Raw genomic sequence first — 21531 nt, forward strand, 5'->3', positions numbered from 1 at the left:
CTGCGAGGATCGGCGTCAGGCGACGCGGCGGCGCGCCTTCCACCAGGCGGCGACCTCGCCGACCACCCCCTTGCGGAAGGCCATGACGATCACCACGAAGATGAGACCCTGGATCACCAGCACGAACTCGCCGGCGCCCGCAAGGTAGTTCTGCATGGTGATGATAATGAAGGCGCCGATGATCGGGCCCACGATGGTGCCGAGCCCGCCGACCAGCGCCATCAGCACGACCTCGCCCGACATGGCCGCGCTGACGTCTGTCAGCGTGGCAAACTGCAGGACCATCGCCTTGGTGGCACCGGCCAACCCGGCCAGCGCCGCCGACAGCACGAAGGCCAGCAGCTTGTAGCGGTCGGCCTCGTAGCCCAGCGACAGGGCGCGCTGCTCGTTGTCGCGGATCGCCTTCATCACCTGGCCGAACGGCGAATGGATGATGCGATAGATGGCGCCGTAGCCGAACAGGAAGATGGCCAGCACGACGTAGTACAGGACCTGGTCGTCCTTGGTCGGGATCAGGCCGCCCAGCAGCGGCTTTCGGGCGATGCCCTGCAGCCCGTCCTCGCCATGGGTGAACGGCGCCTGCACGCAGAAGAAATAGACCATCTGCGCGAAGGCCAAGGTGATCATCGCGAAGTAGATGCCCTGCCGGCGGATCGCCAGCGCGCCGGTGGCGAGGCCGAGCACGGCGGCGCCGCCGACGCCCGCCAGCAGGCCGAGCTCGGGCGGCATGTCCCAGGCCTTGACGACGTGGCCGTAGAAGTAGCCGGCGATTCCGAAGAACATCGCGTGGCCGAAGCTCATCAGGCCGACATAGCCCAGCAGCAGGTTGAAGGCGCCGGCGAACAGCGCGAAGCAGAGCGCCGTCATCAGGAATACCGGGTAGGCGATGAAGGGCGCGGCGAGCGCCAGCACGGCGACGAGCCCGACGAGGACGAGGCGCTGGCCGCTCATCGGGTCTGCCCGAACAGGCCGGCCGGCTTGACCAGCAGGACCAGCGCCATCACCACGAAGATCACCGTGTTGGAGGCGGGTGGATAGAAGACCTTGGTCAGGCCCTCGACCAGGCCCAGCCCGAAGCCGGTGACGATCGAGCCCATGATCGAGCCCATGCCGCCGATCACCACGACGGCGAACACGACCAGCACCAGGTTGGTGCCCATGAGCGCCGAAACCTGCTGGATCGGCGCGGCCAGCACGCCGGCCAGGGCCGCCAGCGCAACGCCCAGCCCGTAGGTCAGGGTGATCAGCCGCGGCACGTTGATGCCGAAGGCGCGCACCAGGGTCGGGTTCTCGGTCGCCGCCCGCAGGTAGGCGCCGAGCCGCGTGCGCTCGATCCCGTACCAGGTGGCGAGGCAGACCACGAGCGCCGCCACCACGACGAAGCCGCGGTAGGTCGGCAGGAACATGAAGCCGAGATTGTAGCCGCCGGGGATCGGGTTGGGATAGGGCGCGCCCGAGGAGCCCCATTTCCACTGGAACATCCCCTCGATCACCAGCGCCATGCCGAAGGTCAGCAGGAACCCGTAGAGATGGTCGAGATGGTAGATGCGTTTCAGCAGCAGGCGCTCGAGGACGACGCCGAAGAGCCCGACGATGATCGGTGCCAGCACCAGCGAAGCCCAGAACGGCACGTCGAGCAGGCCGAGCAGCAGCCAGGCGGCGAAGGCGCCCATCATGTACTGCGCGCCGTGCGTGAAGTTGATGACGTTCAGCATGCCGAAGATCACGGCGAGGCCGAGGCTCAGCATGGCGTAGAAGGCGCCGTTGATCAGGCCGAGCAGAAGCTGGCCGAACAGCGCCTGGGGAGGAATGCCGATCAGCTCGAACATGGTCTACACCCCCAGGTACGCCTGCAACTTGCCGATGTTCTGGCGCACGTCGTCGGCCGTCATGACGTCGACCACGTGGCCATCTTCCATCACGTAGTGCCGATCGGCCACGGCCGCCGCGAAGTGGAAATTCTGCTCGACCAGCAGGATGGTGAAGCCGCGGCCCTTGAGCTGGCGGATGATCTCGCCGATGCGCTGGACGATCACGGGCGCCAGGCCTTCCGTCGGTTCGTCGAGCAGCAGCAGGTTGGCGCCGGTGCGCAGGATGCGTCCGATCGCCAGCATCTGCTGCTCGCCGCCCGACAGCTTGGTGCCCTGGCTGCGACGGCGCTCGCGCAGGTTGGGGAACAGCTCGTAGATATCGGCCAGCCCCAGACCGCCCGGCCGCACGACCGGCGGCAGCATCAAGTTCTCCTCGACGTCGAGGCTGGCGAAGATGCCGCGCTCCTCGGGGCAATAGGCGATGCCCAGTCGCGCGATCGTGTCGGACGGACGTCCCACGATCTCCTGCCCTTCGAAGACGACGGAGCCGGTGCGCTTCTCGACGATGCCCATGACCGACTTCAGCGTCGTCGTCTTGCCCGCCCCGTTGCGGCCGAGCAGCGTGACCAGCTCGCCGCGGCCGATCTCGAAGCCCACGCCGTGAAGGATGTGCGACTCGCCGTACCAGGCCTGCAGGCCGTCGACCTTGAGGAGCGTCTCAGCCATGGGCCGCTCCCGTCTCGCCGGTTCCGACATAGGCCTCCACGACCGCCGGATCCTTGGAGACGGTCTCGTAAGGTCCCTCCGCCAGCACCTCGCCGCGCGCCAGCACCGTGATCGTGTCGGACAGGTCGGCCACCACGGACATGTTGTGCTCCACCATCAGCACGGTGCGGTCGCGGGCGACCGTCCGGATGAGCGCGGCGATACGCTTGATATCCTCCTGCCCCAGGCCGGCCATGGGCTCGTCGAGCAGCATCATCTCGGGCTCGAGCGCGAGCGTCGTCGCGATTTCGAGCGCCCGCTTGCGGCCATAGGGCAGCTCCACCGCCGGAAGCTCGGCAAAGTCGGCCAGACCGACCGCGGCGACCAGCTCCAGCGCCCGGGCGTCGAGTTCGCCCAGCACGCGCTCGGTCCGCCAGAAATGGAACGAGTTGCCGAGACGGCGCTGCAGGGCGACCCGCACGTTCTCGCGCACCGAAAGGTGCGGGAACACGGCCGAGATCTGGAACGACCGGGCCAGGCCCAGGCGCGCGATGGCCGCGGGCGAGCTGCCCGTGATGTCGCGCCCGTTGAAGCGGATGCGGCCGGCCGTCGGCGTCAGGAAATGCGTCAGAAGGTTGAAGCAGGTCGTCTTGCCGGCGCCGTTCGGCCCGATCAGGGCGTGGATCGTGTGGCGCTGGATGCGCAAATCCACATTCCTGACCGCGACAAAGCCCTTGAACTCCTTCGTCAACCCGGTCGCTTCGAGAATGACGTCTTGTTGTACCATCCGCCTCCCCATGCGGTGCCGCGACTTAAACGGAGGTTGATGCCGCTGTCCAGCACTGGCGTGTCGGGCGCGCGGCCGTTAGATTTCGCGGTGTGCGGGGAGTGTAACCGCCTATGGGAGGAATAAGCGTATGAGTGTTTCAGTCAATGCGTGGCGCGTGGGCGCTGTCGCTGCACTGGTCGGAGCGACGGCGCTCGGCCTGACGGCAGTCGCCCGGGCCCAGGATCCGGCGCCGCTCAAGATCGGCGTCATGGAAGGCTTCTCCGGCGTCTACGGCGATCTCACGGCCGGCGAGGTCGAGGCGATGCAGCTCGCCGTCGAGGATGTCGGCGGCAAGGTGCTCGGCCGCCCCATCGAGATCCTGTCGGCCGACCATCAGACGAAGCCCGACGTCGGCGCGTCGATCGCGCGCCGCTGGTACGACGTCGACGGCGTCAAGATGATCACCGGCATCGGCACCTCGTCGGTGGCCCTCGCCGTGCGCAAGATCGCCCAGGAAAAGGGCATGATCGACATCAACACAGGCGCCGCGTCGGCCGACCTGACCGGTCCGGCCTGCTCGCCGACCGGCGCGCACTGGGTGTACGACACCTATGCGCTGGCCCATGTCACGGGCGATGCGATGGTGAAGGCGGGCGGCGATTCCTGGTACTTCCTGACGGCCGACTATGCCTTCGGGCACGCGCTCGAGCGCGACGTGACCGCGGTCGTCAAGGCGGCCGGCGGCAAGGTCCTCGGCAGCGTCAGGCATCCGCTCAGCACGCAGGACTTCTCGTCCTTCCTGCTGCAGGCCCAAGCCTCGAAGGCCAAGGTGATCGGCCTCGCCAACGCCGGCCAGGACACGATCAACTCGATCAAGCAGGCTGGAGAGTTCGGCATCGTCAAGGGCGGCCAGAAGCTCGCGGGCCTGCTGGTGTTCGCGACCGACGTCCAGTCGCTGACCCTCCCGGTGGCGCAGGGACTGGTGCTGACCGAGTCGTTCTACTGGGACCTGAACGACGAGACTCGCGCCTGGACCAAGCGCTTCCGCGCCAAGAAGGACAAGCTGCCGAGCATGCTGACGGCAGGCGTCTACAGCTCGACGCTGCACTACCTCAAGGCCGTGCAGGCCGCCGGCACCGACGACCCCAAGGCGGTGATGGCCAAGATGCGCGAGATGCCGGTCAACGACGTCATGACCAAGAACGGCAAGCTGCGCGAGGATGGCCGCCTCGTGCGTGACATGTACCTCTTCCAGGTGAAGTCGCCGCAGGAGTCCAAGGGCAAGGACGACATCTACAAGCTCGTCGCCACTGTGCCCGGCGACAAGGCCTATCGTCCGATGAGCGAAGGCAAGTGTCCGTTCGTGAAGTGACGCCACGACCGATCGTATAGCGAAAGGGCGCCTTGAGGCGCCCTTTCTGCTTTCGGAGGCGTGTCGACGGAGCCGAATTAACCGTTCCGGGTAGGATCGAACTGACGCTGGCATTCGAGGAGGGCCAGCAACATCGCGGCGTTGCCAGCGAGAGGGATCCGGGTCGCTTCCATCGCCCGGAAGGAAACGCTGAGCGTGGTCCGCTTCACGAAGTCGGCAACGAAGGGCCGGTCGAGGGTGTCGATCATGACGGTACGACCCTGCGACGGGACCGCCGCCATCGGCCGGACATGCCTGACGGCGTCGTCGAACACGAACTCGAGCGTGTGCATCCGGCCGGACCGGACGACTTGCAGGGCGTCGGCATAGAAGGACAGATAGAGCTGACGACTCCGCATATCGAACCCGATGCGCAGGTCGGTGCCGTCGGAATAGGTCCTGACCGCAAAGCAACCGTCGGCAAGAGTCTTGTCAACCATGATCTCCCACGCCTCGACGCGGCCCCAGGGCTCGACCTCGCCGTCCGCGGCGCTGACCGGCGAGGCCATGGCGAGCGCTCCGAGGAGAGCAAGGATCGCGAAGTAGTAGTTTCTGACCATGATCGTCTCCCACCTTGTGCCCATTCGCAGGAGAGACGAGAGGCGACCGGCCATCGTTACAGCGCTCGCGCAGCACGGCGGACGGCGGAACCGCCAGCGGTTCCACGGGCGTGTGATCTACCCTAGACTACAACCAGTCGCGGAGCACTTTGTTGGCGAGAGCGCCCGTTTCCCCTTCTGCCCAGTCGGACATCGAGCTGGTCGACGACGTGCTCAGGGGCGCTCCCGGGGCCGTCGAGGCCTTCTACGATCGCCACAGCCGCGTCATCTATCATTGCATCCGGTCGCGCGCCGCACCCCAGGATGCCGACGACATCTTCCAGGCATTCTTCGAGCGCATGATGAAAAACGGCTTCCGTGCGCTTCGGCTCTGGCAGCGCGGCACGTCCCTGCCCGTCTATCTTTCAACGGTCGTGCGAAATTTCGTGACCGACGTCCACCGTGCCCGGCGCTTCCGGGAGGAAGCGGTGGGCGGACCGATGGAGCTCGAGCCCCTGTCGGACAGCCAGTCCGAGACAGTGTCTACGACCAGCCAGCTCAAGGAATTGCGGCAGATCGGGGTTCGTGCTTGGGCCGTGCTCGAGCCGCGTGATCGACGGCTGATCTGCGATCGCCTGCATCGCGACCTCGACAACGAGGCGATTGCCGCCCGCCTCGATCTGTCTGCCGGCGCCCTGCGCACGGCGATGTCCCGCGCCCAGGCCCGCTATCTGACCGAGGTGCGCCGCCGCGCCCCCGAATTCTTTCCCGGGGCGGCGTAACGGCATGGCCGGGGCACGCGTCCCCTTCTGCGATGCTAAGGTCGCACCATGACCGATCGCCCGCCCGACGGACATGACGAGCCGGCCACCGATGATCCGGTGATGCTGGCCGTCCTCGCCAATTCCGGGCGCGAATCGGCGCTGCTGTCGCCGGACCAGGAGAAGCTCCTGGACGACTGGATGGCAGGTGCGCTGTCCACCGAGGACGCCGCTCGCGCGGCCGTGCTGGTCAGCCGAAACGCCCTGGCCGCCGAGCGCGTTCTGGAATGCCGCCTCCTCGCGGCAGCCGCAAGCGGCCCTCCCGTGCCGGAGTCTCTTTCCAGCCACGTGCTGAGCCGCCGGGCACCCCCGTCATCAGCCGCGTCGCGCCCCTGGTGGACGACCTTCGGACGCTGGCAATGGATGGGTATAGCCGGCGCCCTGGCCGTCGCCTCGGTCCTGGCCGTCGCCGTCGTGCCGCTGCTCCAGGGACTGCACGTGGTCCCGGTCCAGGTGGCCATGGTGACGATCGGCGACCGCGACGCGCTCTTCGAGCCCTCGGACATACGCCGCCGCGACGGTGCACCGCCGCCCCCGGCGGCGGACCTGCGCTTCCGCGACGTCGAGATCCCGACCTCCGTGTTGGAAAGGCTGCTGGCGCCGCCCTCCTCCTCTCAGGCTCCCGTCGTCGCCCGAGAGCTCGAGACCTACCTCCCGACGGGAAGCGACGAGCCGATACGACTGATCGTCGACCGGGCGCTGAGACAACGCGTGGAGAGCCAGCGCGGGGAGCCCCGCATCGCCGTGCGCCTCTACGATCTCGCTGACCCGCGGTCGGCCGCGCTGCGACGGCTGGTCGACACGCTGCCCGACACCGGCCGCGCCTATCTTCTCACCACGGTTCCGTGAGCGGCCGCAGGATGGCACCGGGCCGCCGCTGGCTCGCCCTGCTGACCGCGCTGTGCGGTCTCGTCAGCGCCCTGCCACCCCCGGCGCCCGCGCAGGTTGCGGAATCCGTCGCTGCCGCCGAGAAGGTCATGCGGCTGATCGGAGATGGCCGCAACCTCGATGCCATCGCCGCGATGAAGTCGACCTTGTCCAGCCTGCCGCCGTCGGAGCGGCAGGACTTCTTCCAGTTCGCGGCTCGCAACTGCCTCGCCCTGTGGGATCTGGACTGCGCTCGCGATGTCGGCGCGCATGGACTTCAGGGGGGATTGCAGCTCGCCCAAGCCCATCCGGCGACCATCGGGTCGAGCCTGCTCTTGGCCGATGCGATTTCCGTCATGACAGGCCAACCCTTCACCGACGTCCAGCGTCGTGGCGCCCCTCCCGCCATCATCAATCCGGCGACCGATCCGGTGCTGTTCGCCGACCTGGAGCTGATGCAGGCGTGGCAGGCCGTGCGCGACCAGGATCTGGACTCCGCGCGCGACCATGTCGACAAGGCGCTGGCCAGCACCCTGTCCCTCCCATTCCAGCAGTTCGACGCCGCGCGACTCCTGCTGGGCATCGGCCGCCAGTTGGTGGCGAACGACGAGATCGAACGGGCCTTTCGCCTGGTCATTGCCGCCGAACCGATCCTGAGGGCCCTGCCACCCCGCAGTTTCCTGCGCTACGAGCATCTCCACCTGCTCGCCATCCTGAATGCCTATGCCAGAAACCATGACGCGGCCGCGCACTTGTTTCGCGAAGCGCTGTCGGTCCTCGACGGGTTGCAGCTTGCGCCCCTGCGTCGCACGGAGCTGAGGGCCGGCGCGCACAGCGATCTGCTCGGCGTCGAGGTGATGCGCGGCGACCGGGTCGCCATCGCAGCGCTTCTGGCGGCGCACCCTCTGGCACCCGGAAAGCCCTCGATCCTCGCCCGGGGTCATTTCGCCAGCGTCGGCGAGTTCGACTTCGCCGCCGCCGAGATCCTGGCGCGGGCCGTCCTTCAGGATCGGAGCGATACCGGCTGGCTGCCTCTTCTGGCGTCGTCCGGCTGGACCAGCGATCCCGACCGGCAACGGGCGGCCCGGGCGCTCCGCGAGATCGCAAGGGGCCTGGCGCTCGAGGCGTCGGACCCTCCGGAAGCCAGGCGAGCGTTCGTCGAAGCCGGCCGGCTGCGCGTGGCAGCCCTTCTGCCGTCCCGTGGGACGGCCTTCCTCTCCCCGCCTGCCTTCTGGACCGACCGGGTGGTGCTTTCCCTGGCTGCGGAGGCGACGTTGTCGTCCGCCGCCCCCGACTTCGCGCTGGTGCTGAGGTCCCAGGTCATTCTCGGCCGCTCGCTGGCGTCGAGCCCGGACGACACCCTGACCCTGCAGGCAAGACAACCCGGCGAAGGGCACAGACGGGCGGTGCAGAGCCTGCGTGCGATGGATTACAGGCGCAGAGCCTGGGAGAAGGAAGAGCTCGCCGTCCTCGCCCGCCGACTCATCGGTGCGGCGGGCCGGCCGCCACCGACGCTGTCGCAGGAGCGCCTCGATCTTCTGGCGGTGGCCAATGACTTCATCGTCGAGCACCGGCGCCTGCTCCAGGTCGTCTCGGCGGGCGCGTCGGAAAAGGATCGGTCCCTGGCCGACCTGTCATCCGTGCAGCGCCAACTGCGTCCGGAAGAGGCCCTGGTCTTTTACCTGCCATTGTTCGGCAAGTTGGGCAAAGTCTGCATCCGCCGCGACGGGGCGGCGGCGGCGCTCCAGCAGCAGGTCGAGGGCGACGCGACGGATGCCCGGCTTCTCTGGTCGGCATTGACGGCGACCCATGCGGCCTCGATCGAAGCCGACAGCGCATTTCCAGCCGAAGCCGCCGTCCGGATGCGGCATCTCCTGTTCGGCGGCCTGGACGGCTGCCTGAAGGCCAGTCCGCGCGTCTACCACATTGCGCCGCGCGATCTCGCGGAACCGGTACCTCCCGCCGTGCTGCTCGATGCGGTTCCTCCCCGGCTTGGATCCGGCTTCGACCTGCGCCAGGCCCGCTGGCTCATCCGCGACCATGCCTTCGTCAGGACCGCGTCGGTCGAGACCTTCGTCGCGACCAAGCTCCTCTCCCGGTCCCGACACGCGACCCTGGACTACCTGGGCGTGGGAGATCCCGTGCTCAGGCCCCGGCAAGCCGCCACACCCTCCCTCGCCGCGCTGCAGGAGCTGCCGGAGACGACCGAGGAGCTGCGCCGCGTGGCCGGCCTGTTCGACGCTTCTCGGGTCCGTGTCCTCGACCGCGATCAGGCGCGTGAGGAGAGATTCAGGCTGCAGCCGCTTTCGGAGTTCGACATCATCCACTTCGCCACGCACGGCGTTTTCCTGCCCGACCTGCCGGGCCTGTCGGAGCCCGCGCTGGTGCTCACGCCGGCGGACCGCGGCGATGCCTTCGACGACGGGCTGCTCACGGCCTCGCAGATCGCCACCCTGCCGCTGCGTACGCGTCTCGTCGTCCTGTCGGCCTGCAACTCGGCGCGGTACGAGGACTCTCTCCGCGACAACGGGATCCAGGGACTGTCGGCGGCGTTCGCCATTGCCGGCGTGCCCGCGACGATTGCCGCCCAGTGGACGATCGACAGCCGCCTGACGCGCGACCTGATCGTCGCGACCTTCGAGCGCGCGCGCGGCCCGGCCGCGCTGCCTGTCGCGGACGCCCTGGTGGCGGCTGTCCGTCGTCACCTGGACGGCTCCACCCCGCGCCCCCTGCTGCATCCACGCTTCTGGGGGGCGCTGATATCGCTTGGCGACGGCGCGTTGCGCCTCGATGCTGCCGACCCGCCGGCGATCCGCGAACTCGGGCCGTTCGCGAACGTCGATGCCTCGGCAGACGGCGAGATCCTGGCGGCCGCCCCTCTCGCCGCCGGATTCGTGAGCTCGGAGATCGGTCCCTGGAACGGCAAGCGCTCGCCGTCCCTGGTGCGCCGGCGCGCGATCGACGGCACGGCAACGTGGCAGGTCGCGGATGCGCTGGTGGGGGCAGGCCCTGTCGCCGCGGCCGAGGGATCGGTCTTCGTCGGCGGCTACGAGTCCTCCGCGACCGATGCCGACACCGTGGAAGCGGTCCTGCGGCGGATCACGGCAGACGGAAAGGTCGCCTGGAAGCGGAAAATACCGGCCAACACGCCCCGTGCGCTGGTCGCCGCCGTTGCCGCGGCGCCGGACGGGCAGGCCCTCGCGCTTGCGGGGCCGATGAACGGACGCGCCGACGGTGCCGACTACACCCTCCATCGCTTCGATGCCGACGGATCGCCGCTCCGGCACCATACGCTCACCTTCACGGGCGATTCGCGGTGGCGCCTCTCGGCCATCCTCAGGGTCCACGGCCGGCGCGGCCTCGTGGTCTCCAACCGCGGCCCCGTCTTGCGCATGCGCGCCGACGGCCTGAACGCGCTCGGCCTGCCGGCGGTTTGCCGGGAAGGCCGGACGGCCGACCTGGTCCTCTTGGATACCGATGGGTTGCGCGAGGAGCGGCGCTCCCGGATCGAGGGATTCGAAGCCCGGGACGCCCTGCCGAGCGGGAGCGGCTGGATCGTGGTCGGAGACGCGTCGTCGGGCTGCGACGGCCAGACGCGCGCCGCCGCCTACGTTCTGACGAACGACGGTGCGGTCAGAAACATATGGACCGACCCGTCGTCCTTCGAGACGACGGCCGTGGCGGCCCGCCAGATCGGGGATGACATCGAGATCGTCGGGCGCCTGCGCCGCTCCTTCGCCGTCCGGGAAGACAGGCGTCCCACCCGCATGCCCGACTTCGCAACACTGCGAAGCGGCAACGAAGCCTTTCTGTCCGACGAGGTCCTTGCCGTGCGCCTCGCACCCGATGGCACCGAGCGGCAGAGGGACTGGGTCGGTGCCGGCCTGCCGATCTGGCCGATGGGCATGGCATCCTCCAGCGGGCACAGCGTGATCGTGGGCTCGGTCGGCGCCCGGCCGCTCTGGCTGCCGCGCTGAATTCCATCCGGCGGTCGCTGCCACCTTGCGCGACCACGGGCGCTGCTGTCTCATGACGGCGAAGGCCCTCGTCGACAGGGGCAAGGGAGTAACGCACGCGTGGCCGCGCCGACTCGTCCGTTGAAGGGCGCCTGGGGCATGACTGCCCTCCTGTTCCTGTTCATGCTCATCAATTTCGCCGACAAGGTCGTGGTCGGGCTGGCGGCCGAACCGATCCGTGCCGAGCTGAATCTTTCACCCGAGCAGTTCGGCCTGCTCGGCTCCTCGTTCTTCTTCCTGTTCGCGATTTCCGCCGTCCTGGTCGGGTTCATCGGCAACCGGGTGCAGAGCCGCCACATCCTGGTGGCCATGGCGCTCGTCTGGTCTCTGGTGCAGTTCCCCATGCTGGGCGCGGTGAGCCTGGAGATGCTGATCGCCTGCCGCATCGTGCTCGGCGCGGGCGAAGGCCCGGCGGCACCGGTCGCCACGCACGCCCTCTACAAGTGGTTCCCCGACTCCCTGCGCGGCCTGCCCACGGCGGTCATCGCCCAGGGATCGGCGATGGGGGTCATCGTGGCGGTGCCCCTGCTCAACTGGATCATCGTCCACCATTCCTGGCACTGGGCCTTCGGCGCGCTCGGCATTGCCGGCCTGATCTGGGTGGTGCTGTGGCTGATCTTCGGCCGCGAAGGCACGCTGGTGGATCCGCCCGTCCGCCAGGCCGCCGGCGGCGAGGAGCGCATCCCCTATCGCCATCTCCTGACCTGCCCCTCCATCCTCGCCACCTGCTGTGCCGGTTTCGCAAGCTATTGGGGGCTGGCGATCGGGCTGACCTGGTTCACCTCCTACCTGGTCGACGGCCTGGGCTACAGCCAGACGGTCGGCGGCAACCTGACTGTCCTGCCCTGGATCTTCGGCATGATCGTGGTCCTGACGGGTGGCTTCCTCTCGCAGCGCCTCATGAGGTCCGGCGTGTCGAGCCGGATCGCCCGCGGCGTGCTCGCCACCGGGACGGTGACGCTGGGCGGGCTGCTGCTCCTCTTCGTCGGGGAAACGCCCGTGCGCGAGCTCAAGCTCGCGCTGGTCGTGATCGGCGGCGCGATCGGCAGCACGATCTTCGTCGTGACGCCGATGATCGTGAGCGAGCTCACCCCGCAGTCCCAGCGCGCCAGCATGCTCGCCATAGCGACATCCGTGGTGACCCTGGCCGGCGTGCTCGCGCCCCTGGCGATGGGGACGGTGATCCAGAACGCCGCGACGCCGCTGGCCGGGTACGAGCGCGGCTATGCCATTCTCGGCGGCCTGCTCCTGTCGGGCGGACTGATCGGCCTGTTCTTCATCCGGCCGGAGGCTGATCGCCGACGGCTGGCGGCGTGCGCCGTGGTCCTCCCCGCCGTCCCGGCGGTGCGCGCTTGAGCGGACAGTCGGAGCGCCTACAGCCGCTTGATCATGAGCCAGGTCGGCACGTCTTGAGGCTGGTAGGAGACCATCCGGTAGCCCAGCCGCTCGTAGAAGCCGCGCGCGGTCAGGGAAGAATGAAGTCTGAGATCGATCACCCCGCAGGCCCGTGCATGGCCCTCGAGATGAGCGACGAGGCGGCGGCCGAGACCGCTTTTCTGGCGCTCGGGGGCGACGAACATCTGGTGCAGGCGATCGCCGCCCAGGCTGATCGTGCCGACGAACACGCCGTCCTCGACGGCGACGAAACAGTCGCGGGAGGCCATACGCTCCGCGACGCGCGGCGGCGCCATCGCCTGCAGCAGGCTCTCGATCGCCGCCGGCTCATAGTCCGGCACGTTCGACGCGAGGATCGTCCGCTCGATCAGCGCCGCCAGGGCGACCGAGTCGTCGGGCACGGCCCGGCGGATGGCGGGGAATGACATGGCGCCATCCTATCACCGCGGCGTTCGCCCGGCGTTTCAACGGCTCCCATAGGCACACACCATGACCCGTCTTGCTCGCCGCCGCGTGCTGTCCGTCCTCGGCAGCCTGCCGCTCGCCGGCCCGCTGGCCGAGGCCCAGCCCGCCGACTTTCCCGACCGCCCGCTGCGGATGGTGGTCGGCTTTCCACCCGGCGGGCCGAACGACCTGCTGGCCCGCATCGTCGCGCCGGGCATCGGCGAGCAGCTCAAGCGCTCCGTCGTGGTCGAGAACCGGGCCGGCGCCAACGGCGAGATCGCCGCTGCGTCGGTCGCGAAGTCACCGCCGGACGGCAGCGTCTTCATGCTGGCCTCCAACGGGTCGACCACCGTGGCGCCCGCCCTCAACCGCAACATGGCCTTCGATGTGCGCACCGACTTCGTGGCGGTGGCGCCGATCGGCATCAACCCCATGCTCCTGGTCGTGCGGAACGACCTGCCGGCCGCGAACGTCACGGAATTGCTCGCCCTGGCCCGCGCCCAACCGGGCAAGCTGAACGGCGCCTCCGCCGGCGCCGGCGGCGCGACCCATCTCGCCCTCGAACTGTTCAAGTCGCTGGGCAAGGTCGACATCGTGCACGTCCCCTACAAGGGTGGCGGGCCGGCGATGGCCGATCTCATGGCCGGCCTCGTGGATGTCTATTTCGGCGGCCTGTCGACCGCGCTGCCGCATGTCCGGGCCGGGAAGCTGAAGGCGCTCGGCCAGACGACGCTGGCCCGGTCGGCAGCCGCGTCCGACATACCGACGATCGCCGAGGCGGGGCTGCCGGGCTACGACGCCGCGATCTCCTACGGAATCTTCCTGCCGGCCGGCGCGTCCCCCGGCCTCGTGCAGCGCCTGCACGCCGCCGTCGACACGACCGTCCGCTCGCCCGAGATCGCGCGCAAGTTCGCCGACCTCGGGGCCGATCCGCAGTTCGGCACGCCCGCGGAGTTCGCCGCCTATGTCGCGGAGGACCTGGAGAAATGGGCCCGCCTCGCGAAGGAGGCGGGCCTCAAGTCGGATTGACCGCGCCTACTGGACCGACGAGAAGGCCGTGGGCGACAGGAACTGGTTCGAGACGTTGGCGACGATGGCGCCGTCCTTCTCCGTCTCCGCCCGCTTCGTCAGCCATTCGGGGTCGCTGGCGAAGGCGTTCCACTTCTTCTCGCGGTCGGCCAGCGATTCCCAGGCCAGCAGGTAATAGAGTTCCTGGTTCGATTCGCCGACCAGCGTGGTCCAGAAGCCGGCCTGCTTGATGCCGTGCTTGTCCCACAGCTTGAGCGTGATGTTGGCGAAGCGGTTGAGCAGTGCGGGCAGGCGGCCCGGGACGCACTTGTAGACGCGCAATTCGTAGATCATGGCTTCCCCCTCGGTGTTTGGGCTCTTGCGGACAGGCTTCAGTAGGCGCCGTCGAAGCGGGGCACGAAGCCGCCGCCCTTGTGATCGATGTGGCAGGTGAACGGCGCGCCGAAGTGACAGGGCATCAAGCGAGCGCCCGAGCCGGCACAATGTTCCAGCGCCTCGCGGCGGCTCCTGCGCGCGCCGTCGGCGTCGGCGCAGGCAAAGCTGTTCCATTCCGGGTGATAGACCTGAAGCGCGTGGTGAAGGATGTCGCCGCAGAACAGAGCCCGGTCGCCGCGCGATTCGAACTTGATGGCGATCGTACCCGGCGTGTGGCCCGGCGCGGGATCGACCCGCAGGTTCTCGTCGATCTGGGCAGCGCCGTCCACCATCTGGGTCAGGCCCGCCTCGACCACAGGCAGGACGGAGTCGCGGAACGATCCCGCGTTGACAGGTCCGGTCCTGGGATCGGAATCGAGCTTCAGATAGTGGTCGTAGTCCGCGCGGCTGAAGACGTACTGGGCATTGCGGAAGGTCGGCACCCACTTTCCGTTCTCGAGTCGCGTGTTCCACCCGACATGGTCGACATGCAGGTGGGTGCACATGACCATGTCGACGTCGTCCGGATCGACGCCCGCCTCCTTGAGACGCTCGAGATAGCGGGTCTCCATCAGATGCCACTTCGGCCGATGGGGTCGCGACTTGTGGTTGCCCACGCAGGTGTCGATCAGGATGCGCTTGCCGCCGATCGTCAGCAGCCAGCTGTGGACGCTGAGCTTCAGGAAGCCCGAGGCCTCGTCATAGTGATGGGGCAGCAGCCAGTCGCGATGCTGCTCGACGACATCCGGACGCCAGTCGGGGAAGAAGACCTTGGCGTCGAAGTTGGGCTCGTAGGATTCCTCGATGCGCCGGACCGTCGCGGCCCCGAGCTGCATGTCCTTCATGTCCAGTCGCCTCCCCCTTGGCGGCGAGCTTATCGTCGCCGGGAGGCTCTCGTGAAGGCTGTCGTTTCGTTACGCCACGCGGCTGCTCAGAACGGCAGCCGGCGCGCCTCGACCCTCTCCAGGTGCCGGAACTCGAGCGCCGCCACCGCGGCGCTGCCCAGCGGCATCGCCAGGAGAAGCACGATGAAGTGGACGCCCAGCGTCCAGCCGTCGAACAGTCCGGGCAGCAGGGCACCGACCGATACGGTCATCACGAAGAAAAGGACGGCGAAGGCCAGGCCGCAGAAGGCGCCCATCATGGCGGCGACGCGCATCGTGCCCGCCATGGAGCGACCGATGTAGTAGCTGAGGGCAAAAGCCAAGCCGCAAGCGACCAGGGCAGTGATGCTCTCCATAACGCACTCCTCCAGTACACTCTCTACAACGAGAAATCAGAGCTCATCCAGTGCCGATGATGTTAGTTTCCCGCCGTTTCCCGATTTCTGGAACCTCCAAAAAACGCATGACTGACTGTCCTTTTGCCTGGATTTCTGCATTTGAAATCACGTCATCGTATCGTCGTGGTGAAACATCGCCCGTCGAAGTCGTGTCTGCCATGCTGGAGCGTGCATCGGCGCTGCAACCTTTGCTCAATGCACTGGTCAGCCTGGACGCCGACGGCGCGCTCGCGGCGGCGAAGGCGTCGGAGGCCCGCTGGCGCGCCGGACGTCCGCTGTCGGCGCTCGACGGGGTGCCGACCACCATCAAGGACACGACACCGGTCAAGGGATGGCCGACGCGCTACGGCTCCCACGCGACCGACGATGCGCCAGCCACAGAGAGTGCGCCGGTGGTCGATCGCTTCCGGGCGGCCGGCGTGGTCCTGCTCGGCAAGTCGACGACCCCGGAGTTCGGCTGGAAAGCGCTGACCGATTCGCCCCTGCAGGGCATCACCCGCAGCCCGTGGAACACGAACCACTCCCCCGGCGGCTCGTCCGGCGGCGCCTCGGCCCTCACGGCGGCCGGGATCAATCCGTTCAACCACGGCAACGATGGCGGCGGATCGATCCGCATTCCCGCCGCCCATGCCGGGCTGGTGGGCCTGAAGCCGAGCTTCGGCCGCATCCCGCAATATCCGGCGGACTCGCCGTTCGCCGACGTCATCAGCCAGGGCGTCCTCGCCCGCTCGGTCCTCGACACGGCCCTCGCCCTGACGATGCTGGCCGGCCCCGACGCCCGGGACTGGCGCTCCCTGCCGGCCGAGGGACGCGACTATGCGACCGGCCTCGAGGGCGGCGTGCGCGGCTGGCGGATCGGCCTCAGCCTCGATTTCGGCCATGTGACGCCCGATCCGGAAGTCCGTGACCTCGTTGCGGCGGCGGCGCGCCGGTTCGAGGCGCTGGGCGCGACGGTCGAGGAGGTCGGCCCGCTGATCGCCCCGCTGCAGGAGAGCTTCGAGCCGCTGTGGATCGGCAGCTTCGCCACGCGCCTGCGCCAGATCCCGACCCAGCTCCACGCCAAGCTCGACCCCGGCTTCCGCGCCGCCGCCGAAAAGGGGCTGTCGATCACGCTGGCCGACTACGCCCGCGCCTACGAGGCCAAGTCCAAGCTGGCCCGCGACCTCGGCCTCTGGCATCGCCGGTACGACCTGCTGCTGGCACCCGTCACGCCGACGGCGCCGCCGCCGGTCGACACGCTCTACAATTCGGCGGACTTCCCCCGCTGGACCAAGGGCGCGCCCTACACCCTGCCCTGCAACCTGACCGGCCAGCCGGCGGCGTCGATGCCGGCCGGGCTGACGAAGACCGGCCTGCCGGTCGGCATCCAGCTCATCGGACCGCCGCGCGCCGATCAGCGCGTCCTGCAGGCGATGCGCGCCTATGAGCTCGCGACGGGATGGGAGTGGCCGCAGCCGAGGGTCGTGGAAACGCTGGCCGCCGCTGGCGGGACGGCGCGCTGAGCGCCTGTCCCGGAGCGGCAGGTGTTGTTCAGTCGAGGTCCATGCCGTCCATGCCGGCATTCTTGCGCGCCTTGCGGGCCAGCTCACCCAGCACCTTGCCGGCCTGGTGCGGGTCCATGATCTGCTCGACCGTCGGTCCCTTGTGCCAGCCCTCGGCGACCGCGAACTGGCCGTTGCCGGCCTGGAAGACGCGGCCGGTGACCTCGCGGCTGTCCTCGCTGACCAGCCAGGTCGCGACCGGAGCGATCCACTTGGGGTCGCGCCGCTTCTTGTCCTCCTCGCTGTAGTCGCGCAGGTCCTCGGTCATGCGCGTGAAGGCCGACGGCGAGATCGAGTTCACCGTGATGCCGTAGCGGCCGAGCTCGCGTGCCGCGATGATCGTGAAGGCGGCGATGCCGGCCTTGGCGGCGCCGTAGTTGGTCTGGCCGATGTTGCCGTAGATGCCCGACACCGACGTCGTGGTGACGATGCGCGCATCGACCGGTCCGCCCTTTGCCTTTGCCTGGTCGCGCCAGTAGGCGGCGGCGTGGCGGGCCGGCGCGAAGGTCCCCTTGAGATGGACCTTGATGACCGCGTCCCATTCGTCCTCGGACATATTGACCAGCATGCGATCGCGCAGGATGCCGGCGTTCAGCACCACCGCATCGAGCTTGCCGAAGGTCGACACGGCCTGATCGATCATGCGCTTGGCGCCGTTCCAGTCCGACACGTCGTCGCCGTTGGCGACGGCCTCGCCGCCCTTGGCCTTGATCTCGTTGACGACCTGCTGGGCGGGGCCGACATCGTGGCCCTTGCCGGCGCGGTCGCCGCCCAGGTCGTTGACCACGACCTTGGCGCCGTGCTCGGCCAGCATCAGGCAGTGCTCGCGGCCGACGCCCCGCGCGCCGCCCGTCACGATGGCCACTCGGCCTTCGCACAATCTTGCCATTGCTCCCTCCCGTTTCTGCCGTGTCTGGTGGCGATTTCCTGCGCTAGTCTAGCGGCTGGCCCAGGAGGATTGCCATGGACACGCTGCCGCTCGTCGCCCCCGAACAGGTCGGACTTTCCGCAGCGCGGCTCGATCGCATCCGCACCTGGATGCACCACTGGGTCGACAGCGGGCGCCTCGCCGGCATGGTCACGGTAGTCATGCGGCGCGGCCAGGTCGCCTTCGCCGACACCGCGGGCAAGGCCGACATCGAGCGCAACAAGCCGATGCGGCCGGACACGATCTTCCGCATCTATTCCATGACCAAGCCGCTCACCTCGACGGCGATCATGATGCTCTACGAGGAAGGCCGCTTTCAGCTCGACGATCCGATCTCCCGGTTCGTGCCCGCCTTCGCCAACCCGCGCGTCTATGCCGGCGGCAGCCGCGGCAAGATCGACACGGTCCCGGGCGAGCGCGAGATCACGTTCCGCGACCTGCTCACGCACACGTCGGGCCTGACCTACGGCTTCATGGAGAGCAACCCGGTCGACGCGCTCTACCGCTCCAGGACAGGCGGCGTCGACTTCCAGACCGGCGACACCAGCCTCAAGGACATTGTCGAGCGGCTGGCGACCTTCCCGCTGATCGCCCAACCCGGCAAGGCCTGGAACTACAGCGTCGCCACCGACGTGCTGGGCTACCTGGTGGAGGTCATCTCGGGCCAGCCGTTCCAGACCTATCTCAAGGACAAGGTGCTGACGCCGCTCGGCATGGTCGACACCGACTTCCACGTCCCGACCGACAAGCACGAGCGCTTCGCCGCCAACTACCAGCCCGGTCCCGACGGCAAGCTCGCCCTGATCGACGATCCGGGGAAGAGCCGCTATCTCGCGCCGCGCAAGGTCAATTCCGGCGGCGGCGGCCTGGTTTCGACGGCCTCGGACTATCTACGCTTCTGCCGCTTCATGCTGAACAAGGGCGAGCTCGACGGCACGCGCCTGCTCGGCCGCAAGACCGTCGAGCTGATGACCATGAACCATCTCAAGGGCGACATGGCCGACATGGGCATGCCGCGCTTCTCCGAATCGACCTACTACGGCGTCGGCTTCGGGCTCGGCTTCTCGGTCATGATCGATCCTGCCAAGGCGCACATCCTCGGCACGCCCGGCGAATATGCCTGGGGCGGCGCGGCCTCGACCGCCTTCTGGTGTGATCCCGCCGAGGACATGGCGGTGGTCCTCCTGACCCAGCTCATGCCGTCCTCGACCTATCCGATCCGTCGCGAGCTGCGGGTCCTCTCCTACCAGGCGATCGTCGACTGAGGGCCAGGCACGCGATGAGAAACACCGGCTCCATCACCGTCACCAGGCTCCACCCGCTGTTCGGGGCGGAGGTCTCCGGGATCGACATCACCCGGCCGCTCTCGGAGCGGGAATTCGGCCCGATCCGCGCCGCCTTCGAGGAGCACTCGGTCCTGCTGTTCCGCGACCAGCCGATGGACGACGAAAAGCAGGTGCAGTTCAGCGAGCTGTTCGGGCCGCTCGAGACGACCGGCCTGTCCAATCCGGCGGCGGGCACCAAGTTCCAGCGGCAGTCGAATCTCGACATCATGACGGGCGAGCCCATCCCGCCCGACGACATGCGCATGATCTACCAGAAGGCCAACTACTTCTGGCATTCCGATTCGTCGTTCAAGCGCGTGCCCTCCCTGTGCTCGATCCTCACGGCGCGCGTCTGCCCGCCGGAAGGCGGCAACACCGAGTTCCTCAGCATGCGCGCCGCCTGGCAGGCGCTGCCGCCGGCGCTGCAGGCCACGATCCACCCGCTGATCGCCGAGCATTCGCTCGAATATTCGCGCAACCGCGTGCAGAAGGGCATCCTGAGCGACCGGGCGCTGGCCGAGCTGCCGCCGGTCAGGCAGCGCCTCTTCCAGGACAATCCGGTGAACGGCCGCCGCGCCCTCTACATCGGCGCCCATGCCGGCTTCATCGTCGACTGGCCGCGTGCGACCGGAGAGGCGCTGCTCTACGAGCTCACCCAGCGCGCCGACCAGCCGGCGTTCCGGCTGTCGCACGCCTGGCGCGAGGGCGACGTGATCGTGTGGGACAACCGCGCCGTCCTGCATCGCGCCACCTACTACGACACCGAAAAGTACAAGCGTCTGATGCAGCGTACGACCATCGCCGGCGACCAGCCGACCGTCGTCCAGTAAGAGATGGCCGAGCCGCCGCCAGGGCCTTCCGCCGCCGACGGAATGCCGCCCGGCCTGCCGCGTGTCCTCGCGGTGGCGACGATCACCATCGGGCTGACCATGTCGGTCCTCAGCAACTCGATGACCAATCTGGCGCTGCCCTACATCGCCCACGATCTCGGCATCACGGCGGAAAGCTCGATCTGGATCGTCAACGCCACTCAGATCGCCCTCATCATCTGCCTGCTGCCGGTCGCGGCGCTGGCCGACATCGTCGGCTACCGGCACGTCTATCGCTTCGGCCTGGTGCTGTTCTCGCTGGCCTCGATCGGCTGCGCCGTGGCGCCGTCGCTCGGCTGGCTGCTGGTCGGGCGTACGCTGCAGGGGCTGGGCGGCGCGGCCATCATGTCGGTCCAGCCGGCCCTGGTGCGCGCGATCTATCCGCGCGCCCAGCTCGGCCGCGGGCTCGGCTTCAACACCACGGTGGTGGCGACCTCGCTGGCCGCCGGCCCGTCGATCGGCGCGGCCCTGCTGTCGATCACCTCGTGGCCGATCCTGTTCGCCGTCTACGTGCCGCTGGGCATCGTCTCCTTCGTCCTGTCCGAGCGCTACCTGCCGCACACGACGCACACGCACCGGCCGTTCGACTTCATCTCCGCCGTCCTCTCCGGCGCCACTTTTGGCCTGCTGATCTTCGGCATCGACGGCGTCGCCCACGGCCATCGGCTTGTCGTGGTCGTGGCCGAGTTCGCCACGGCGGCGATCCTCGGAACGGTCTTCGTCCTGCGCCAGCGCGGCCTCGCCGATCCGATGATGCCGATCGACGTCTTCAGGCGGCCGATCTTCTCGCTCTCGATCTCGGCCTCCACCTGCACCTTCACGGCCCAGGGCCTCGCGTTCGTCAGCCTTCCCTTCTTCTTCCACACGGTGCTGGGACGAGACGCGACCGACACCGGGATACTGCTGACCGCCTGGCCACTGGCGCTGGCCTGCGTCGCGCCCATCGCCGGCCGGCTCGCCGACCGGCACCATCCCGGCCTGCTCGGTGCCATCGGCCTCGCCGGCATGACGGCCGGGCTGGTCCTGACGGCGCTGCTGCCGCCCGACCCGTCGAGCGCCGACATCATGTGGCGGCTCGTCCTGTGCGGCGCCGGGTTCGGAATCTTCGCCTCGCCCAACAACCGGCTGATGATGAACGCCGTGCCGCGCGAACGCAGCGGCAGCGCCGGCGGCATCATCGCCACCGCCCGTACGCTCGGCCAGACGATGGGGGCGGCCCTCGTGGCGGTGGTGTTCGGCCTGTTCGACTTCTCCGGCGGCGGCGCGGCCGAGGCCGCCCAGGCCGCGATCTGGCTGGGCGCGGGCTTCGCCGCCACGGCCCTGGTGATCGGGAGCCTGCGGCTGAGGCACTGACGCCCCTTCGTG

At 68.6% G+C, this 21531-nt stretch carries 21 protein-coding genes; 10 read left to right on the forward strand and 11 right to left on the reverse strand.

Annotated elements, in window-relative coordinates; translation table 11 throughout:
* Nucleotides 1-15: 15 nt before the first annotated feature.
* The 4 genes from ACO073_RS26500 to ACO073_RS26515 are packed head-to-tail and all read right to left on the reverse strand — an operon-like array spanning nt 16 to nt 3303.
* Nucleotides 16-951: a branched-chain amino acid ABC transporter permease gene (locus ACO073_RS26500; RefSeq protein ID WP_422001783.1), complete on the reverse strand. Its 936-nt coding sequence runs from the start codon at nt 949-951 to the stop codon at nt 16-18.
* Nucleotides 948-1829 carry a branched-chain amino acid ABC transporter permease gene (locus tag ACO073_RS26505; protein ID WP_422001784.1) on the reverse strand — a complete coding sequence of 294 codons (882 nt, stop codon included), beginning with the start codon at nt 1827-1829 and terminating at the stop codon, nt 948-950. Before ACO073_RS26505 ends, ACO073_RS26500 begins: the two co-directional genes overlap by 4 nt.
* A gap of 3 nt (nt 1830-1832) precedes the next feature.
* On the reverse strand, nt 1833-2567 hold the full coding sequence (locus ACO073_RS26510; RefSeq protein ID WP_422001786.1) for an ABC transporter ATP-binding protein: 735 nt from the start codon (nt 2565-2567) through the stop codon (nt 1833-1835).
* Nucleotides 2530-3303: an ABC transporter ATP-binding protein gene (locus tag ACO073_RS26515; protein ID WP_422001787.1), complete on the reverse strand. Its 774-nt coding sequence runs from the start codon at nt 3301-3303 to the stop codon at nt 2530-2532. The genes ACO073_RS26510 and ACO073_RS26515 overlap by 38 nt, the downstream gene beginning before the upstream one ends.
* Nucleotides 3304-3433: 130 nt before the next feature.
* Here ACO073_RS26515 and ACO073_RS26520 point away from each other — a divergent pair, with 130 nt between their 5' ends.
* Complete coding sequence (locus ACO073_RS26520) at nt 3434-4657, forward strand: ABC transporter substrate-binding protein (protein WP_422001789.1); 1224 nt, start codon at nt 3434-3436, stop codon at nt 4655-4657.
* A 77-nt stretch (nt 4658-4734) separates the two neighbouring features.
* Here the strand turns inward: ACO073_RS26520 and ACO073_RS26525 are convergent, their stop codons facing one another.
* Complete coding sequence (locus ACO073_RS26525; protein ID WP_422001790.1) at nt 4735-5205, reverse strand: hypothetical protein; 471 nt, start codon at nt 5203-5205, stop codon at nt 4735-4737.
* A 203-nt stretch (nt 5206-5408) separates the two neighbouring features.
* Here ACO073_RS26525 and ACO073_RS26530 point away from each other — a divergent pair, with 203 nt between their 5' ends.
* The 4 genes from ACO073_RS26530 (at nt 5409) to ACO073_RS26545 (ending at nt 12295) form a co-directional block, all read left to right on the forward strand.
* Complete coding sequence (locus ACO073_RS26530) at nt 5409-6017, forward strand: RNA polymerase sigma factor (protein ID WP_422001791.1); 609 nt, start codon at nt 5409-5411, stop codon at nt 6015-6017.
* 48 nt (nt 6018-6065) lie between these two features.
* Entirely contained in the window at nt 6066-6905 is an 840-nt protein-coding gene (locus ACO073_RS26535) for a hypothetical protein (RefSeq protein ID WP_422001793.1), read from the forward strand.
* On the forward strand, nt 6902-10900 hold the full coding sequence (locus ACO073_RS26540; protein ID WP_422001794.1) for a CHAT domain-containing protein: 3999 nt from the start codon (nt 6902-6904) through the stop codon (nt 10898-10900). The genes ACO073_RS26535 and ACO073_RS26540 overlap by 4 nt, the downstream gene beginning before the upstream one ends.
* A 138-nt stretch (nt 10901-11038) precedes the next feature.
* Nucleotides 11039-12295: an MFS transporter gene (locus ACO073_RS26545; RefSeq protein WP_422001796.1), complete on the forward strand. Its 1257-nt coding sequence runs from the start codon at nt 11039-11041 to the stop codon at nt 12293-12295.
* A 17-nt stretch (nt 12296-12312) separates the two neighbouring features.
* Here ACO073_RS26545 and ACO073_RS26550 read toward each other — a convergent pair whose 3' ends face one another.
* Complete coding sequence (locus ACO073_RS26550; protein WP_422001798.1) at nt 12313-12762, reverse strand: GNAT family N-acetyltransferase; 450 nt, start codon at nt 12760-12762, stop codon at nt 12313-12315.
* Nucleotides 12763-12823: 61 nt separating this feature from the next.
* On the opposite strand from ACO073_RS26550, the gene ACO073_RS26555 reads away from it, so the two are divergent.
* On the forward strand, nt 12824-13807 hold the full coding sequence (locus ACO073_RS26555) for a Bug family tripartite tricarboxylate transporter substrate binding protein (protein WP_422001800.1): 984 nt from the start codon (nt 12824-12826) through the stop codon (nt 13805-13807).
* A gap of 6 nt (nt 13808-13813) precedes the next feature.
* On the opposite strand, the gene ACO073_RS26560 is transcribed toward ACO073_RS26555, so the two are convergent.
* The 4 genes from ACO073_RS26560 to ACO073_RS26575 form a co-directional block, all read right to left on the reverse strand.
* Nucleotides 13814-14140 carry an NIPSNAP family protein gene (locus ACO073_RS26560; protein ID WP_422001802.1) on the reverse strand — a complete coding sequence of 109 codons (327 nt, stop codon included), beginning with the start codon at nt 14138-14140 and terminating at the stop codon, nt 13814-13816.
* Nucleotides 14141-14178: 38 nt separating this feature from the next.
* The gene (locus ACO073_RS26565; protein ID WP_422001804.1) at nt 14179-15066 is read right to left on the reverse strand and encodes an MBL fold metallo-hydrolase; all 888 of its coding nucleotides are present in this window, start codon (nt 15064-15066) and stop codon (nt 14179-14181) included.
* A gap of 86 nt (nt 15067-15152) precedes the next feature.
* Complete coding sequence (locus ACO073_RS26570) at nt 15153-15461, reverse strand: hypothetical protein (RefSeq protein ID WP_422001805.1); 309 nt, start codon at nt 15459-15461, stop codon at nt 15153-15155.
* A 43-nt stretch (nt 15462-15504) separates the two neighbouring features.
* Nucleotides 15505-15663 carry a hypothetical protein gene (locus ACO073_RS26575; protein ID WP_422002235.1) on the reverse strand — a complete coding sequence of 53 codons (159 nt, stop codon included), beginning with the start codon at nt 15661-15663 and terminating at the stop codon, nt 15505-15507.
* Here ACO073_RS26575 and ACO073_RS26580 point away from each other — a divergent pair.
* Nucleotides 15608-17005, forward strand: a complete 1398-nt coding sequence (locus tag ACO073_RS26580; protein ID WP_422002223.1) for an amidase — start codon at nt 15608-15610, stop codon at nt 17003-17005. The two genes, ACO073_RS26575 and ACO073_RS26580, sit on opposite strands and share 56 nt — an antisense overlap.
* Before the next feature lie 28 nt (nt 17006-17033).
* Here the strand turns inward: ACO073_RS26580 and ACO073_RS26585 are convergent, their stop codons facing one another.
* Nucleotides 17034-17933, reverse strand: a complete 900-nt coding sequence (locus tag ACO073_RS26585) for an SDR family NAD(P)-dependent oxidoreductase (RefSeq protein ID WP_422001807.1) — start codon at nt 17931-17933, stop codon at nt 17034-17036.
* Nucleotides 17934-18007: 74 nt separating this feature from the next.
* On the opposite strand from ACO073_RS26585, the gene ACO073_RS26590 reads away from it, so the two are divergent.
* The 3 genes from ACO073_RS26590 to ACO073_RS26600 are packed head-to-tail and all read left to right on the forward strand — an operon-like array spanning nt 18008 to nt 21519.
* A complete protein-coding gene (locus ACO073_RS26590) occupies nt 18008-19237 on the forward strand; it encodes a serine hydrolase domain-containing protein (protein WP_422001808.1) in 1230 nt (409 codons plus the stop codon).
* Between the two features lie 14 nt (nt 19238-19251).
* Nucleotides 19252-20127: a TauD/TfdA dioxygenase family protein gene (locus tag ACO073_RS26595; protein ID WP_422001810.1), complete on the forward strand. Its 876-nt coding sequence runs from the start codon at nt 19252-19254 to the stop codon at nt 20125-20127.
* A gap of 3 nt (nt 20128-20130) precedes the next feature.
* Nucleotides 20131-21519 carry an MFS transporter gene (locus ACO073_RS26600; RefSeq protein WP_422001812.1) on the forward strand — a complete coding sequence of 463 codons (1389 nt, stop codon included), beginning with the start codon at nt 20131-20133 and terminating at the stop codon, nt 21517-21519.
* Nucleotides 21520-21531 lie beyond the last annotated feature (12 nt).

The organism is Reyranella sp. (genome assembly GCF_965229815.1).
Classification (GTDB): Bacteria; Pseudomonadota; Alphaproteobacteria; order Reyranellales; family Reyranellaceae; genus Reyranella.